A 15,245-nucleotide genomic window follows, 5' to 3' on the forward strand; every position below is an offset into this window, starting at 1 on the left:
TCTCGTCGGATGGAGGGCCTGCTGGGAGCAATTGTCCGCCTCGCGGACGCTTACCGGTTCTCAGGGATTGTGGCTCACAGGCTCTGGCCGGCTTCGAGCTTCGGCAGGACCTGCTTGATGTCGTTGATCGGGATGGCGAAGCCGAGGCCGACGCTGCCGGCCGTGCTGCTGCCGCCGCCGGCGGTGGAGTTGGCGCCGTTCGGGGCGTACATGGCCGAGTTGATGGCGATGACCTGGCCGTTGGCGTTGATCAGCGGGCCGCCGGAGTTGCCGGGGTTGAGGGCGGCGTCGGTCTGGAAGGCCTTGTAGGTGGTGGTGTCGGCGCCGCTCTGCTGCTGCGGGATGCTGCCGCGCAGGCCGGGCAGGTTGGGGAAGCCGAAGCCGCCGTTGCCGCTGGTGGAGCCCTCGTCGAGCTGGACGGTGACGTCGCGGTTCTCGGCGCTGATGATGCCGGAGGTGACGGTGCCGGTGAGGCCGTCGGGGTTGCCGATGGCGACGACCGGATCGCCGACGGCCACGGTGGAGGAGTCGCCGAGGACGGCGGGGGAGAGGTTCTTGGCGCCGGTCGCGGTGATCACGGCGACGTCGAGCTTCTTGTCGGTGCCGGTGACGGTGGCGGGGGCGGTGGAGCCGTCCTTGAAGGTGACGGTGATCCGGCCGCTGCCGTTGGCCGCGGTGTCGATCACGTGGAAGTTGGTGAGGATCTGGCCGCTGTCGTTCAGCACGACGCCGGTGCCGGTGGCGGTGCCGTTGCCGCTCTTGACGGTGATCTGGACGACGCTGGGGGAGACGGCGGAGGCGATGGCGGGCACGTTGGCGCTGCCGTCGGTGCGGGCGGAGACCGGGCTGGCGATGGTGCCGACGCGGGAGTCGGAGGACGGCCGGTCGGCGGCGACGACGCCGCCGGTGACCCCGCCGATGACGGCGGCGATCGCGGCGACGGCGGTGACCAGGGCGAGCCGTCCGCGCAGCAGGCCGTGGCGGGCCCGGCCGCCGTGGCCGCCGTGGCCGGCGTGGTCCTCGGGCCCGGCGGGGTGGCCGAGCAGGGTGGGGGGCTCGGGCGGCATGGGCGGGGGAGGGGGCGGTCCGTCGAAGCTGCCGCCGGAGTGGTCCTCCCGGTACCCGTAGCCAGTGCGCGGGTCGGTGCTGCCGGCGCCGTACCCGGTGCGCGGGTCGGTGCTGCCGGCGCCGTGGCCGAGCACGGTGCCCTCGATGACGCGGGGCTGCTCGTACGGGCCGTACTGCTCGTCGGAGTGCTGCTGCTGTTCGCTCATGCCGACCAAGCTCCGCCCGGTGGATGAGGACCGGATGAGAAGCGGCTCAGAACGCCCCGAGAAGCGCGTTGGCTTCTCATAAAGCCTGGTCAGGCCGCTTACGGAGCGGAATCGACCGTTCCGCTGCGGTGGCTCCGTCCGCTTCCCCGTTCGGTCATTCCGGCAGGGTCCGCCCGGGCGCGGCGCCGTTGCAGCCGCAGGAACGGCGGATGACCAGGCGGGACGGGAACTTGCGGACCCGCTCGGTGTCCGATCCGGGCACCATCAGGGAGTCGTCCAGCACCAGGTCCACGGCGGCCCGGGCCATCGCGTCGCGGTCGGAGGCGACGGTGGTCAGCGGCGGGTCGGCGAGCGCGGCCTCGGGCACGTCGTCGAAGCCGGCTACCGCGAGGTCCTCGGGCACGCGCAGGCCGACCTCGCGGGCGGCCCGCAGCACGCCGATGGCCTGGTCGTCGGTGGAGCAGAAGACCGCCCGCGGCCGGTCCGGCCGGCGCAGCAGGTCGAGCGCGACCTCGTAGGCGCCGTAGCGGTGGAAGGGGGCGTCGATCAGGTGGGGCGCGGTGGGGACGCCGTGGGCGTCCATGGCGCGCTGCCAGCCCTCGACGTGGTCGATGACCGGGTCGCCGGGGGCGGGGGACTCCACCGGGCCGCCGAAGCAGGCCACGTACGGGTGCCCGTGGACCTCCAGCAGGTGGCGGACGACGGCCTCGGCGCCGCCGACGTCGTCGGTGACCACCGCGACGTCGTCGATCGCCTCGGGGCGGCGGTGCAGCAGCACCACCTTCGCGCCCTCCATCGCGGCGAACTCCTCGGCGGCGCGCTGCGAGGGGCCCTGGCTGACCAGGATGAGCCCGGAGACCCGCATGCCGAGGAAGGCGCGGACGTAGTGGACCTCGCGGTCGTCGACGTAGTCGGAGTTGCCGATCAGCACGAGCTTGCCGCGTTCGGAGGCGGCCCGTTCGACGGCGTGGGCCATCTCGGCGAAGAAGGGCTGGCGGGCGTCGGGGACGACCATGCCGATCAGGTTGGTCCGTCGGGAGGCCATCGCCTGGGCGACGCTGTTCGGCCGGTAGCCGAGCTGCTCGATCGCCGCGAGGACCTTCTCCCGGGTCGCGGGCGCGACCGGGCGCGGCCCGTTGTTGATCACGTAGCTGACGACCGCGGTCGAGGTCCCAGCCAGTCGGGCTACATCGTCGCGCGTCACCTTGGCCACGGAGGGAGTCTACGCGTGTGGCCCCCGGGGCGGCAGTGGGACCTGGGGCCGCTTGGGGGGGTCGTACCGGGACGGATCCGGACGGACCGGGCGGGGGGCGGCCCGCCCGGCCCGTCCGGTCAGGCCTCCAGCGGGGTCGAAGGGCGCTGCGAGAGGTCCGGGCGCTCGCTCTTCTCGGCCTTCTCCGGGACGACGAAGCGGTAGCCGACGTTGCGCACGGTGCCGATCAGCTGCTCGTTCTCGACGCCGAGCTTGGCGCGCAGCCGCCGGACGTGGACGTCCACCGTCCGGGTGCCGCCGAAGTAGTCGTAGCCCCAGACCTCCTGCAGCAGCTGGGCCCGGGTGAAGACCCGGCCGGGGTGCTGGGCGAGGTACTTGAGCAGCTCGAACTCCTTGAAGGTGAGGTCGAGTGCCCGGCCCTTGAGCTTCGCCGAGTAGGTGGCCTCGTCGACCGAGAGGTCGCCGTTGCGGATCTCCATCGGGCTGTCGTCGACGGCGACCTGCAGGCGGCCGAGGGCGAGCCGCAGCCGGGCCTCGACCTCGGCCGGTCCTGCGGTGTCCAGCAGGACGTCGTCGATGCCCCATTCGGCGGTCACGGCGGCCAGGCCGCCCTCGGTGACCACCAGGATCAGCGGGCAGCCGATGCCGGTGGAGCGCAGCAGCTGGCACAGGCTGCGGATCTGCGGCAGGTCGCGCCGGCCGTCGACCAGGATGACGTCCGCGCTGGGGGTGTCCACCAGGGCGGATCCCTCGGCGGGCGCGACCCGGACGTTGTGCAGCAGCAGGCCGAGGGCCGGCAGCACTTCGGCGGACGGCTGCAGCGCGTTGGTGAGGAGGAGGAGAGAACTCATACCCGGTGGTCCCCTTTCCGGGTCGTCGCGGTCGCGTTCCGGCTGCCGCCGCAGCCGGAGAACGCAGGTGCTGAGGGGAGGGAGGAGGACGCCCGGGCGGCTTCGGGGGAGCGCGTGGCGCGCCGGGGGTCCCGCAACCCCTGGCGCGACGTTCCTGCCCTGTTCATCCCGCGAACCCTCCGGTCTGGTCCGGTCCCGGGTGGCGGCCCGGCGCCGGGTGACGACACCCCGCCGGGCCGGCACGTCCTTGTGCCGCGAGAGGCGGGGCGGTTCCTGCGGCGCGCCGGGGGTGGGCCGACGAATCGCACGAACGTCCGTACTGGCGTCCTGAAAGCACAAAAGGACCCGGGGGCGACTCTGCCCGGATCCCTCTTGGTCCATGAGGATAGCCGACCGCACTCCGCGCCGGGAGTGCGCGAATCCGGCGGTTCACCCAATCCGGGCGCGCGCCGGGTGAGCCTGGCCACAGCTTCGCGCGCCGCCCCGGGCCGGTCCGGCCAGGGCGATTGCCGCTCCGACCGGCGGACACGCCATCATGGGACGCACATCGGCGGCGCTGCCCGGGTCCATCGTTCGGGTGGTCGGGCGGGAGCTCCGGTGGCGAGCCGGACCGGGCCACCGGGACCGGGCGAGGACGAACGGAAGGGGTGGCCCGATGGGCGCGACCACCGAGCCCGCGAGCGGCGCCCGGGCGCGCGGGACGATCCGCTACTGGGCGGCGGCGAAGTCCGAGGCCGGGCTGGCCGAGGAGCCGTACGAGGCGGCGACCCTGGCGGAGGCGCTGGCCGCGGCCAAGGAGCGGCACGCCGACCGGCCGAAGCTCGTCCAGCTGCTCGGACACTGTTCGTACCTGGTCGACGGCGCGCAGGTGGGCGGCCGGGACCATGCGACGGTGGCCCTGACCGAGGGCGGGACGGTCGAGGTCCTCCCGCCGTTCGCGGGAGGGTGAGCGGCGTGACGGACATGAACGACCCGAACCACGGCGGCGGCTACGGCACCTGGCCGCAGCAGCCCCCGCAGCCCCAGCCGCACCCGCAGCAGCCCCAGCCGCATCCGCAGTACGCGGCGCAGCACCCGTACGGCTATCCGGTGGACGACGAGGCGGCGACCACGCTGCTGCCGCCGGTTCCGGCCTTCGACGACGCGGCGGCCACCACCCTGTTGCCGCCGGTGCCCGCGTTCGACGACGGGCCCGCCACCACCGTGCTCCCGCCCGTTCCACCGCTGGACGACGCGGGGGCCACCACGCTGCTGCCGCCGGTGCGGGTGTCCGGCGCGATGCCGGTGGCCCCGCCGCAGCACCTCGGGCAGCCTCCGGTTCAGCACCCTCCGGTGCAGCCGCAGCCGCAGCCGCAGCCGCATCAACAGCCGCAGCAGCCGCAGCAGCCCTCGCGGGCACGGCACGCGGCCCCGGCCCCGCAGCAGGCCGCGCCCGCCGCCGGGATGCCCGCTGCCGGAATGCCCGCTGGCGGCATGCCGCCAGCCGGAGCGGGCTTCGACCCGCCGACCATGACGCTCAAGCGCCCGGACGCCCCCGCCGCCCCGCCGTACGGCTCCCTCCCCGCGCAGCCGAGCCCGCTCGCCGCGCCGAACGCCGCGCCCTCCGCCGCTCCGGGCGGCGGCCGGACCGGTTCGCCGATCATCGACCCGGGCCTGCAGCCCGCCCTGATCACGGCGGGCGTGGCCGCGCTGCTGGCCGGTGGTGCCGCGCTGGGGCAGGTGGCGCTGGCCCTGGTGGTCGCGCTGCTGCAGCTGCTGACGGCGGCCGGCTGGTTCCGGCTGAACGGCATGTGGCCGGCCCGTCAGGGCATCCTGCTCGTCGCGCTGGCCGGGCTCGCCGCGGACGTTGCCGTGCTGCTGGCGGACTCCAACGGCGACGCGGCGGCCGTGGTGGGCGCCCTGGGCGGGTTCTTCCTGCTGGTCCTGGTGCTGCAGACGTTCCGCCCCTCGGATCCGAAGGAGCGGTTCTACGCGCTGACCGTGCTGGGTTCGGCCACCGTGGTGACGGCGCTGTGCACCACGCTGCTGCTGGCCGACTGGGTGCCGGCCGGGGTGGGCGCGGTGGCGCTGGCCACCCTGCTGGCGGCGGCTCCGCTGCCCGGCCCGAAGCAGCTGGGCCCGGTGCTGGGCCTGGTCGCGGCGGTGCTGCTGGGCTTCCTGGTGGGCGCGCCGGTGGCGTTGGGGGCGCTCGCCGGGCTGGGCGCGCTGATCGGCCGCCGGGTCGCGGCGTACGACTTCCCGTCCCGCTTCGTGCACATGACGGCGGGCGTGGCGCTGCCGCTCGCGGTGGCCGCGCCGCTGATCTGGATGGCCACCGACCTGCTGGCCGGCTGAGCCGGGTACGTCACGACCCCGTCCCGCCCCGGAACCACCTTCCGGGGCGGGACGTCGTACGGTCGTGCGGAAGGAACCGCGTCCGGACGGCTCCGGGACGGAACGGCTCCGGAACGGAACGACGACGGCGACCGGCGACGACGGGGGACACGATGCGCGGATGGCTGAAGGCGACGATCGGCCTGGCGGTGGTCGCCGGCCTGCTGGTGGGCGCGGACCGGATCGCGGTCGGCGTGGCCGAGGACGAGGCCGCCGACCAGCTGGTGAAGAGCGGTCAGATGAGCCGGCGGCCGGACGTCACGATCGAGGGCTTCCCGTTCCTGACCCAGGCGGTCTCGAAGAAGCTGGACGACGTCCGGATCTCCTCGGACGGCCTGACCGTCCGGAACAACGGCCAGCAGGTCGCGCTGCACTCCTTCAAGGCGAAGCTCTCGGGCGTCGAGGTGAGCGACAGCCTGAACAGCGCCACCATGGACAGCGGCACCGGCAGCGGCGTGATCACCTACCAGGACCTCTCCCAGCTGCTCCCCCCGGCCTCCCAGCTGTTGGGCGGTGCCCCGCTGCCGGGCGGTGCCAACTCCCGGCTGAGCCTGTCGTACGGCGGTCCGGGCAAGGTCAAGGCCTCGCTGGGTCCGGTCTCGGTCGGTGAGGCCACCGTGCACAACGAGGGCAACACCGTCACCGTGGACGGCCTCAAGCTGAGTTCGCTGGCCGAGATGTTCGCCGGGCTGGCCAACCGGAAGGTCGCTCCGGCCGGCTTCACCCTGGACTCGATGCCGGCCGGGCTGAAGCTGGCCGCGAAGGACGGGGTGACGCCGCTGCCGGACGGTCTCCAGCTGTCCTTCGAGGGCAAGGACGTCAAGCTGCTGGGCTGACCGGAGTCCGCCCCGCTCCTCCCTCCTTCTCCTTCTCCCTCTCCCGTTCCGCTCCGCGAGACGCGCTGTCCAGCGCGACGCGCGGAGCGGTGCCGTTTCCGCCCGTTGTGCGCCTCCGCCGGGCGTCCGGCCCGGACCCGCCGGAGCGCTCGGAGGACGAATCCCATCATCCGGCCGTTTCGATCTCGGCATTCGATACGCTGATGACAGCGGGCCGTCGGTGTCCCTAGCATCGTCGGCATGAAGCGACAGACGGATCTCACGAAGCGGCGGGCGGTCGACCTGTGCCGCGTGGCCGCCTGTCTGTGTCGAATGCGCTAAGTCGGCATCCTGGCAGGGCAGTTGACGCCCGCCGCCGATATCTCCGGTGACCTCGCCCGGCTCTTCGGGCCGGTGAGCGCCGCCGTATCCCGCACTTCCCCGCCCGGTCGCCCCGGCTCGCTCCTCCGTCCCGTCATTCGGACAGGATTTCGGACGGGAATTCGGGCCGCACCCGTTCGGGCACCCCTGCAGCACCTGCTGAGCAGCACCTTCCGCCAACCGCCCTCGGATGGAGAACACCACCATGAGCCGCAGCGACGTCCTGGTCGACGCCGACTGGGTCCAGGCCCACCTGGACGACCCGAAGGTCGTCATCGTCGAGGTCGACGAGGACACCTCCGCGTACGACAAGAACCACATCCGCAACGCCGTCCGGATCGACTGGAAGAAGGACCTCCAGGACCCGGTCCGCCGCGACTTCATCGACCAGGCCGGCTTCGAGGCGCTGCTCAGCGCCAAGGGCATCGCCAACGACGACACCGTCGTCCTCTACGGCGGCAACAACAACTGGTTCGCCTCCTACGCCTACTGGTACTTCAAGCTGTACGGCCACGGCGACGTCCGCCTGCTGGACGGCGGCCGCAAGAAGTGGGAGCTGGACTCCCGCGACCTGGTCGCCGAGGTCCCGGCCCGCCCGGCCACCGAGTACAAGGCGCAGGCCGCCGACTCCTCGATCCGCGCCTTCCGCGACGACGTGGTCGCCGCCATCGGCAACCTCAACCTGGTCGACGTCCGCTCGCCCGACGAGTTCTCCGGCAAGCTGCTCGCCCCGGCGCACCTCCCGCAGGAGCAGTCCCAGCGCCCCGGCCACGTGCCGAGCGCCCGCAACATCCCGTGGGCCAAGAACGCCAACGACGACGGCACCTTCAAGAGCGACGAGGAGCTCAAGGCCCTGTACGAGGCCGAGGGCATCGACCTGGCGAAGGACACCATCGCCTACTGCCGCATCGGCGAGCGCTCCGCGCTCACCTGGTTCGTGCTGCACGAGCTGCTCGGCCAGCAGAACGTCAAGAACTACGACGGTTCGTGGACCGAGTACGGCAGCCTGGTCGGCGTGCCGATCGAGCTCGGCAACTGAGCCTCCGGCTCGACCCGTAAGTCAGAAGGGAAAACCAGACATGTGCGGTGCGAAGGCCGGCGGCCCGGACCTGGCAGGAGTTGACGTGGCGAACGAGACGATCATCCAGGGTTCGGTGACCCGCGACGGTGAGCCGGTCAACGGCTACGTCCGGCTGCTGGACGAGAACAACGAGTTCACGGCCGAGGTGCCCACCTCGGCGACCGGCCAGTTCCGGTTCTTCGCCCGCCCGGGCAAGTGGACCCTGCGGGCACTCGTCCCGGGCCAGACCGTGGACCGTCAGGTGGTGGCCTCCCAGGGCACCGCCGTCGAGGTCGCGATCGCGGTCTGACCAGGACGGACGATCACGCCGAGGGCCCCTGCCGCGCAGGGGCCCTCGGCCGTACCGTGGAAGACGTGCAGACGAGGCGCCGGCGGCGCTACTACTACGCCATGATGGGCGTGTGCCTGGGCATGTTCGTCCTGGCCTGGGGCCTGGTGCGGTTCTACTCGGTGGGCGCCGCGGTGGGCCTGTGCGTGGTCGCGATGGTCATCCCGCCCGCCGCCGCGGTGTTCGCCAACAAGCGGGATCCCGAGGACGACTGGTGGAACGACCCGCGCTGGGACGACCCGAAGTGGGACGACCCCGGCCACGACCGGGACCACCCCGACCACGAACCGCACGACAGGGACACGCCCTAGTAGACGAGCGCCTGGACGCCGTCCGCGGTGATCTCGCTGACGAAGACCTGCGCGCCCGCGATCCGGACGCCCTCGACGGTGTCCTTCTGCTCGATCCCGCGCCGGGCCGCGCACTGGGTGCACAGCGTCACCGAGCCGGCGGCCAGGATCGACTCCAGCAGGTCCGGCAGCGGCGCGGCGTGCGGCAGCTCGAACTCCGCCGCCTTCCCGGGCAGGGCGAACCAGGAGGACTCCCCGGTCAGCCAGAGCGAGACCTCGATCCCGCTGGCGACGGCCACGGCCGCCACCGTGAAGGCCTGCGAGCACCGCTCCGGCGCGTCCGCCCCGGCGGTGACCTTGATGACGAGCTTCTTCGACATGGCGCCACCTTAGAGGTCCCGCCGCCCCCGCCCGCCGACATCGCGGAATCCCTTGGGCAAACCTTGGACGGCGCCCGCGCGGGGCGCGAAACCCGACGTGGCGGGGCTCACCGCGACCGGCCGGACCACGGCGGATAGAGTGAGCCCGCAAAATCCACCACAACTGTCGCCGCCTGGGAGCCCCCCGTGTCCGGTCTGGAAATGTTCTTCGACGGTCTGCTGGCCCTCATGGCCGTGCTGATCACCTGGTTCGCCATCTTCTCCGTGATGAAGCTCTACCAGGGCCAGCGCTGACCCTGCCGTACGGTTGAGGCAGACCGCACCGACCACGACAGTGACCAGGAACATGATCGAGATCCCCTCTGACCTCCACAAGGACGTCGTCCCGCTCGCCTTCCTCCTCGGCACCTGGGAGGGCGCGGGCGTCTACGCCCCTCTGCCGAACGAGGGGGGCCCGGGCGAGGAGAAGTGCAACTTCGGCCAGGAGATCGTGATCCGGCACGACGGCCGCCCCTTCCTGGAGTTCCGCTCCCGCACCTGGGTGCTGAACGAGGAGGGCGAGAAGGTCCGTCCGCTGGAGAACGAGCACGCGTTCTGGCGCATCACCAGCAACCACGACGGCACCACCGGCGCGCGCGGCATCGAGATCTCCTCCGTCCGTGACGACGGCACGGTCGAGATCTGGTACGGCGAGCTGGCCGACGGCAAGCCGCAGGTCGACGTGTCCACCGACGCGGTGGCCCGGATCGAGGGCTCCCCGGAGTACTCCGGCGGCAAGCGGCTGTACGGCTTCGTCAACGGCGAGCTGCTCTGGGTGGGCGAGAAGGCCGCCCCGAACGTGCCGCTGCGCCCGTACATGTCCGCCCAGCTGAAGAAGGTGCTCAGCCCGGCCCAGCTGATCAAGGACATCAACGACCTGCCGGACGACGGCATCGCCTTCTTCAAGTAGGCACCGCACGGTCTGTGCACGAGGTAGGGACCGGCCCCCGGCCGGTCCCTACACTTGCCTCAGGACCCCCGACCTTGGCAGGGACAGAACCGTGGCGGACACCGGCACCACCGACTGGCAGCTCTCCGGCGACTGGAAGGCCGACCTGCGCGAGCGCGGCTACCGCCTCACGCCGCAGCGGCAGCTCGTGCTGGAGGCTGTGGACGTCCTCGACCACGCCACCCCCGACGACATCCTCTGCCACGTCCGCAAGACCGCCAGCGGCGTCAACATCTCCACCGTCTACCGGACCCTGGAGCTGCTGGAGGAGCTGGGCCTGGTCTCGCACGCCCACCTCGGCCACGGCGCCCCGACGTACCACCTGGCCGGCCGCCACCACCACCTGCACCTGGTCTGCCGGGACTGCGAGAAGGTCACCGAGACCGGTACCGAGATCGCCCAGCCGCTGATCGACCGGCTGCGCGAGGAGCACGGTTTCGACACCGACCTCAAGCACTTCGCCATCTTCGGCCGCTGCGCCGACTGCACCGCGAAGCAGGCGGACGGCCGGTCGTAAGCTGGCCGGTATGACCGGTGTGAAGAGTCCGCTGCTTGCCCTGCCCGGAGCCGTCCCCGCCGAGGGGGCCGACGAGGGCGTCGCCGCCCACTACGGCGACATCTTCCGTGAGCAACGGAACCTGTCGCAGGGCACCGGCTTCGTCGACCTCTCGCACCGCGGCGTGGTCACCGTCACCGGCGCGGACCGCCTCTCCTGGCTGCACCTGCTGCTCACCCAGCACGTGAGCGGGCTGGAGCCGCAGCACGCCACCGAGGCGCTGGTGCTCTCCCCGAACGGGCACGTCGAGCACGCGCTCTACCTGGTCGACGACGGCACCACCACCTGGGCCCACGTCGAGCCGGGCACCCAGGGCGCGCTGGTGGCCTACCTGGAGAGCATGAAGTTCTTCTACCGGGTGGAGGTCGCCGACGCGACCGCCGACTACGCCGTGGTCCACCTGCCGGCCGGCTCCACCGGCTCCGTCGAGGGCGCCGCCGCCGTCCGCGAACTCCCGTACGGGCGGGACCTGTTCGTGCCGCGCGCCGAACTGGCGGAGGTCACCGCCGGGTTCGGCCCGGCGGCCGGGGTCTGGGCGTACGAGGCCCTGCGGATCGAGGGCCACCGGCCCCGGCTCGGCTTCGAGACCGACCACCGGACCATCCCGCACGAGGTGGACTGGCTGAGCACCGCCGTCCACCTGCAGAAGGGCTGCTACCGCGGCCAGGAGACCGTCGCCCGGGTGCACAACCTGGGCCGTCCGCCGCGCCGGCTGGTCTTCCTGCACCTGGACGGCACCGAGGAGACGCTGCCCCCGCACGGCACCGAGGTGCGGCTGGCCTCCGAGCCGGACGGGCGCTCGCTGGGCTTCGTGACCTCCTCGGCCCGGCACCACGAGCTGGGGCCGATCGCGCTGGCGATCGTCAAGCGGAACGTCCCGGTGGACGCGGTGCTGCTGGCCGGGACGGTTCCGGGCACCCAGGACGTGATCGTCCCGCAGTAGTGCCGGCCGGACCCCGGAACCCCGGACCGCTGGGTCTCAGACCGCTGGGCCTCAGACCTCGACGAGGACGGTGAACGGGCCGTCGTTCACCAGCGCCACCTGCATGTCGGCGCCGAACCGGCCCGTCTCCACCTTGGCGCCGAGCGACCGCAGTTGGGCGACCACCTCGTCCACCAGCGGCTCGGCGACCGGCCCGGGGGCGGCCGCGGTCCAGGTGGGGCGGCGGCCCTTGCGGGCGTCGCCGTAGAGGGTGAACTGGCTGATCACCAGCAGTGGGCCGCCGATGTCGGAGCAACTCTGCTCCACACCCTCGTCGTTGACCGGGAGGATCCGCAGCGTCCAGAGCTTGCGGGCCAGTTGGGCCGCCTTGGCCGGGGTGTCCTCGTGGGTCACGCCGACCAGGACGCAGAGCCCCGGCCCCTCGATCGCGCCGACGGTCTCTCCGGCCACGGTCACCCGGGCCTCGGTCACTCGCTGCACCACTGCTCGCATGCCGCCATTGTGCCGGAGCGCCGTGCGGCCCGGCGGGCCTCCGGGCAATCCGGGGCCTGCGGGGGTCCCGGGGATCCGGGCAATCCGCGCGGGGCTTTCCGGGCCCGAGGCCGCGCCGGGACGTGTGCGGGGGCGCGCACGAGGGGCGCGCAAATGGTGGCACGCGCCGTGCAGCGCGCGCCTGCGCAGGTGTGGGCGCTGCTCCTGCCGCGGAAAGCCCTGTTCATATCAGCCACCCCCGTTCGCCAGGGGGCCGTTCGGGTGCACGCGCGGTGCGCGCGCGCCGGGTGGGGTGGCACGCTGGGGGACCGTACGAAGGCCCGGCGCGCCTGGAGGTCCGCCGCACCGGGCCGGGGTTCGGCCGGGCGGTCGAGCCGGTAGGTCAGGCGTTCTGTCCGGGTCGCCCCGGTGGGTGGTCCCGGCCGGGGAGCGGAACCCCTTCGGGGCCCCCGGGCGTGCCAACGGACGGGACGCGCGAGCCCGTCGGGGGACGGGCCGGACCGGCGGCAGGGACGGGCTGCCGCGAGCGGGCGGGATCGGACGACGGCAGGTGGGCTGGATGATGGACACGAGCGGCGCGGCGTGGAACCGGTCCGGGCAGGTGGCACAGGCCCCCGGGTCCCCGTCCTGGGCGGTCGGCCCGGACGGCGAACCCGACCTGGAGCGGCTGGGCCTGGACCAGCTGCGGATCCTGCGCCGGGAGACCATGGAGCAGGAGGCCGACCTCTCCTACCTGCGGCGGCTGCTGCACGGGCGGATGGACATCCTGCGCGCCGAGCTCGACCGGCGCCCCGGCGGTGGCCCCGCCCTCCCGGCCCGGGCGGGTGGCTACGGCAGCGGCGCCCCGGCGGTCGGCGGGGAGACCGGCGGCGACCTGCTGGACCGGCTGCCGGCCATCCTGACCGACGCGCCCTCCACCGTGCGGCGCTCGGCCCGGCACGTCACCGTCGGCCCGCCGCGCACCCAGGAGTCCCAGCTGGAGGCGGACGCGCTGATGGGCGACGTCCAGCTCGCCGACCTGGCCGCGCACCCGGCGGAGGAGCTGCTGGCCGCCCTGGAACGGCTGCGCGCCCATGAGCGCGAGGTGTCCGGGCGGCGGCAGCGGCTGTTGCGGACGGCCGATGGTTGCAATGCCGAGATCACCCGCAGGTACCGTGATGGGGAAGCACGGGTCGACGACCTGCTCTCGGAGAGGCCGCTCTGACCGGGTGAGTCGTCGGGGGCGGGTAGGGGTCCGGCTTCCTCCCGGCCACCACCCCCCGCCCCCGGAAGGCACCCGATGTCCCAGCTCGCCACCCTGCCCGTGCTCGCCGAGGTCATACGCTCGGGCTTCACCGAGGGCCGCCACCACGGCTCCCTGGTCCTGCTCGCCGCCGACGGCTCGGTGGAGTTCGCGCTCGGCGACCCTGATGCGCCGGTCTTCCCCCGCTCCACGGCCAAGCCGTTCCAGGCGGTGGCCACCCTGCGGGCCGGACTGGCGATCGAGGGCGAGCTCCTGGCGCTGGCGGCCTCCAGCCACTCCGCCGAATCGTTTCACCTCGACGGCGTGCGGGCCATCCTCGGCTCCGCCGGGCTCGACGAATCGGCCCTGCGCACCCCGGCCGACCTGCCGCTGGACGAGGCCGAGGCGGAACTGCTGCTCGGCGCCGGCGGGCGGCGCGCCCCGATCCTGATGGACTGCTCCGGCAAGCACGCCGGCTGGCTGGCCGCCTGCGTCGCCAACGGCTGGGACACCGGCAGCTACCTCGACCCGGCGCACCCGATCCAGGAGCTGGCCCGCGAGGCCCTCGCGGAGGGCACCGGCGAGACTCCCGTGCACACCGGCGTGGACGGCTGCGGCGCCCCGCTGCTGGCCGTCACCCTGACCGGCCTGGCCCGCGCCTACCGCGGTCTGGTGCTGGCCGCCGAGGGCACCGCGCAGCGCCAGGTCGCCGACGCCATGCGCGCTCACCCCGAGTACGTGGCCGGCACCCGCCGGGCCGACACCTGGCTGATGCGGGCCGTCCCGGGCGCGCTGTCCAAGATGGGCGCCGAGGCCGTCCAGGTGGTCGCGCTGCCGGACGGGCGGGCGCTCGCCTTCAAGATCGACGACGGCGCGGAGCGGGCCCGCGGCCCGGTGCTGGCGGCCGCGCTGCGCCGGCTCGGCGTGACCGGCGCGGACGACACCGTCGAGCGGATCGGTACGGCCCCGCTGCTCGGCGGCGGCGCCCCGGTCGGCGAGGTCCGGGCGGCCTTCTAGCCGGGCCCGGACGGCCTTCCGGCGGGCCGGTGCGGTCCCCTGCGCACCCCGTCCGGGGTGCGGGCGGCCCCGGGCCGGTGCACGGTGGACCGGGGGCCGTCGCACAGCTGAGGGAGTCCGCCATGACCGACCACGTGTACCGGGTGACCGAGATCGTCGGGTCCTCGACCGAGAGCGTCGACGCCGCGATCCGCAACGGGGTGGAACGGGCCTCCCGGACGCTGCGTAACCTCGACTGGTTCGAGGTCTCGCAGGTCCGGGGCCACCTGGAGGACGGCCGGATCAAGCACTACCAGGTGTGCGTCAAGGTCGGCTTCCGGCTGGAGGACTGAACGGCTCCCGGAGACGACAGGGGCCGGGGTCCGCGGACTCGTCCGCGTACCCCGGCCCCAGGAATCCGTCCCGACCTGCCTCGAACCGCTCCGGACGGACCAGGTGCGAACGGGGTCGGAACGACGGCTCAGTGGCCGCCCTGCTCCGCCAGGCGCTTGATCGAAGCGGTGACCTCGGCCTCGGCCTCGGCGCGGCCGACCCAGTTGGCGCCCTCGACGGACTTGCCCGGCTCCAGGTCCTTGTAGACCTCGAAGAAGTGCTGGATCTCCAGGCGGTCGAACTCCGACACGTGGTGGATGTCCCGCAGGTGCTCCCAGCGCGGGTCGGTCGCCGGGACGCACAGCAGCTTGTCGTCGCCGCCGGCCTCGTCGGTCATGTGGAACATGCCGATGGCGCGGCACTTGATGAGGCAGCCGGGGAAGGTCGGCTCGTCCAGGATGACCAGGGCGTCCAGCGGGTCGCCGTCCTCGCCGAGCGTGCCCTCGACGTAGCCGTAGTCGGCCGGGTAGCGGGTCGAGGTGAAGAGCATCCGGTCGAGCCGCAGACGGCCGGTCTCGTGGTCGACCTCGTACTTGTTACGAGAGCCCTTCGGGATTTCGATAAGGACGTCGAACTCCAACGCTTCCTCCAAGGTAGGGACTGACAGAATCCAAGTGTCTCCTACGGGAGTGAGTGCTGGGGAAAGGGGCCGGTCGGTGGGAGCAGGGG

At 73.1% G+C, this 15,245-nt stretch carries 19 protein-coding genes; 13 read left to right on the forward strand and 6 right to left on the reverse strand.

Annotation, left to right across the window (positions count from 1 at the left end):
• Positions 1 to 74 precede the first annotated feature (74 nt).
• The 3 genes from ACZ6Z8_RS36590 to ACZ6Z8_RS36600 form a co-directional block, all read right to left on the reverse strand.
• Positions 75 to 1,274 (reverse strand): S1C family serine protease, encoded by a 1,200-nt coding sequence (locus ACZ6Z8_RS36590; RefSeq protein ID WP_465614326.1) that lies wholly within the window; start codon positions 1,272 to 1,274, stop codon positions 75 to 77.
• 154 nt (positions 1,275 to 1,428) lie between these two features.
• Positions 1,429 to 2,487, reverse strand: coding sequence for a LacI family DNA-binding transcriptional regulator (locus tag ACZ6Z8_RS36595; RefSeq protein ID WP_465614327.1), 1,059 nt, complete (start codon positions 2,485 to 2,487; stop codon positions 1,429 to 1,431).
• A gap of 119 nt (positions 2,488 to 2,606) precedes the next feature.
• On the reverse strand, positions 2,607 to 3,338 hold the full coding sequence (locus tag ACZ6Z8_RS36600; protein ID WP_465614328.1) for a response regulator transcription factor: 732 nt from the start codon (positions 3,336 to 3,338) through the stop codon (positions 2,607 to 2,609).
• Positions 3,339 to 3,993: 655 nt separating this feature from the next.
• Here ACZ6Z8_RS36600 and ACZ6Z8_RS36605 point away from each other — a divergent pair.
• From ACZ6Z8_RS36605 to ACZ6Z8_RS36635, 7 genes are all read left to right on the forward strand, one after another.
• Positions 3,994 to 4,287: a MoaD/ThiS family protein gene (locus tag ACZ6Z8_RS36605; protein ID WP_360434113.1), complete on the forward strand. Its 294-nt coding sequence runs from the start codon at positions 3,994 to 3,996 to the stop codon at positions 4,285 to 4,287.
• A 5-nt stretch (positions 4,288 to 4,292) separates the two neighbouring features.
• Positions 4,293 to 5,672 (forward strand): hypothetical protein, encoded by a 1,380-nt coding sequence (locus tag ACZ6Z8_RS36610; RefSeq protein WP_465614329.1) that lies wholly within the window; start codon positions 4,293 to 4,295, stop codon positions 5,670 to 5,672.
• A 152-nt stretch (positions 5,673 to 5,824) separates the two neighbouring features.
• The gene (locus ACZ6Z8_RS36615) at positions 5,825 to 6,547 is read left to right on the forward strand and encodes an LmeA family phospholipid-binding protein (RefSeq protein WP_465614330.1); all 723 of its coding nucleotides are present in this window, start codon (positions 5,825 to 5,827) and stop codon (positions 6,545 to 6,547) included.
• Between the two features lie 240 nt (positions 6,548 to 6,787).
• Positions 6,788 to 6,868 carry an Ms5788A family Cys-rich leader peptide gene (locus ACZ6Z8_RS36620; RefSeq protein WP_350517234.1) on the forward strand — a complete coding sequence of 27 codons (81 nt, stop codon included), beginning with the start codon at positions 6,788 to 6,790 and terminating at the stop codon, positions 6,866 to 6,868.
• Positions 6,869 to 7,112: 244 nt separating this feature from the next.
• A complete protein-coding gene (locus tag ACZ6Z8_RS36625; RefSeq protein WP_402829291.1) occupies positions 7,113 to 7,946 on the forward strand; it encodes a sulfurtransferase in 834 nt (277 codons plus the stop codon).
• A 40-nt stretch (positions 7,947 to 7,986) separates the two neighbouring features.
• A complete protein-coding gene (locus ACZ6Z8_RS36630; protein ID WP_030288989.1) occupies positions 7,987 to 8,277 on the forward strand; it encodes a DUF1416 domain-containing protein in 291 nt (96 codons plus the stop codon).
• A 65-nt stretch (positions 8,278 to 8,342) separates the two neighbouring features.
• The gene (locus tag ACZ6Z8_RS36635) at positions 8,343 to 8,627 is read left to right on the forward strand and encodes a DUF3099 domain-containing protein (protein WP_465614331.1); all 285 of its coding nucleotides are present in this window, start codon (positions 8,343 to 8,345) and stop codon (positions 8,625 to 8,627) included.
• Here the strand turns inward: ACZ6Z8_RS36635 and ACZ6Z8_RS36640 are convergent.
• Positions 8,624 to 8,986, reverse strand: a complete 363-nt coding sequence (locus ACZ6Z8_RS36640) for a DsrE family protein (protein WP_396244745.1) — start codon at positions 8,984 to 8,986, stop codon at positions 8,624 to 8,626. The two genes, ACZ6Z8_RS36635 and ACZ6Z8_RS36640, sit on opposite strands and share 4 nt — an antisense overlap.
• A 346-nt stretch (positions 8,987 to 9,332) precedes the next feature.
• Here ACZ6Z8_RS36640 and ACZ6Z8_RS36645 point away from each other — a divergent pair, with 346 nt between their 5' ends.
• The 3 genes from ACZ6Z8_RS36645 (at position 9,333) to ygfZ (ending at position 11,473) form a co-directional block, all read left to right on the forward strand.
• Complete coding sequence (locus tag ACZ6Z8_RS36645; RefSeq protein WP_465614332.1) at positions 9,333 to 9,935, forward strand: heme-binding beta-barrel domain-containing protein; 603 nt, start codon at positions 9,333 to 9,335, stop codon at positions 9,933 to 9,935.
• 91 nt (positions 9,936 to 10,026) lie between these two features.
• Positions 10,027 to 10,491, forward strand: a complete 465-nt coding sequence (locus tag ACZ6Z8_RS36650; RefSeq protein ID WP_380411313.1) for a Fur family transcriptional regulator — start codon at positions 10,027 to 10,029, stop codon at positions 10,489 to 10,491.
• Positions 10,492 to 10,510: 19 nt separating this feature from the next.
• Positions 10,511 to 11,473 (forward strand): CAF17-like 4Fe-4S cluster assembly/insertion protein YgfZ, encoded by a 963-nt coding sequence (gene ygfZ / locus ACZ6Z8_RS36655; protein ID WP_465614360.1) that lies wholly within the window; start codon positions 10,511 to 10,513, stop codon positions 11,471 to 11,473.
• Positions 11,474 to 11,524: 51 nt separating this feature from the next.
• Here the strand turns inward: ygfZ and dtd are convergent, their stop codons facing one another.
• Positions 11,525 to 11,965, reverse strand: coding sequence for a D-aminoacyl-tRNA deacylase (gene dtd, locus ACZ6Z8_RS36660; RefSeq protein WP_033354449.1), 441 nt, complete (start codon positions 11,963 to 11,965; stop codon positions 11,525 to 11,527).
• 559 nt (positions 11,966 to 12,524) lie between these two features.
• Between dtd and ACZ6Z8_RS36665 the strand changes: the two genes are divergently transcribed.
• From ACZ6Z8_RS36665 to ACZ6Z8_RS36675, 3 genes are all read left to right on the forward strand, one after another.
• Positions 12,525 to 13,169 carry an RsiG family protein gene (locus ACZ6Z8_RS36665; RefSeq protein WP_465614333.1) on the forward strand — a complete coding sequence of 215 codons (645 nt, stop codon included), beginning with the start codon at positions 12,525 to 12,527 and terminating at the stop codon, positions 13,167 to 13,169.
• A gap of 75 nt (positions 13,170 to 13,244) precedes the next feature.
• A complete protein-coding gene (locus tag ACZ6Z8_RS36670) occupies positions 13,245 to 14,204 on the forward strand; it encodes an asparaginase (protein WP_465614334.1) in 960 nt (319 codons plus the stop codon).
• Between the two features lie 122 nt (positions 14,205 to 14,326).
• Complete coding sequence (locus ACZ6Z8_RS36675; RefSeq protein WP_465614335.1) at positions 14,327 to 14,536, forward strand: dodecin; 210 nt, start codon at positions 14,327 to 14,329, stop codon at positions 14,534 to 14,536.
• Between the two features lie 128 nt (positions 14,537 to 14,664).
• Here the strand turns inward: ACZ6Z8_RS36675 and ACZ6Z8_RS36680 are convergent, their stop codons facing one another.
• Positions 14,665 to 15,156: an inorganic diphosphatase gene (locus ACZ6Z8_RS36680; RefSeq protein ID WP_030059594.1), complete on the reverse strand. Its 492-nt coding sequence runs from the start codon at positions 15,154 to 15,156 to the stop codon at positions 14,665 to 14,667.
• Between the last annotated feature and the right edge of the window lie 89 nt (positions 15,157 to 15,245).

The sequence above is a fragment of the Kitasatospora sp. NPDC101108 genome, assembly GCF_055584725.1.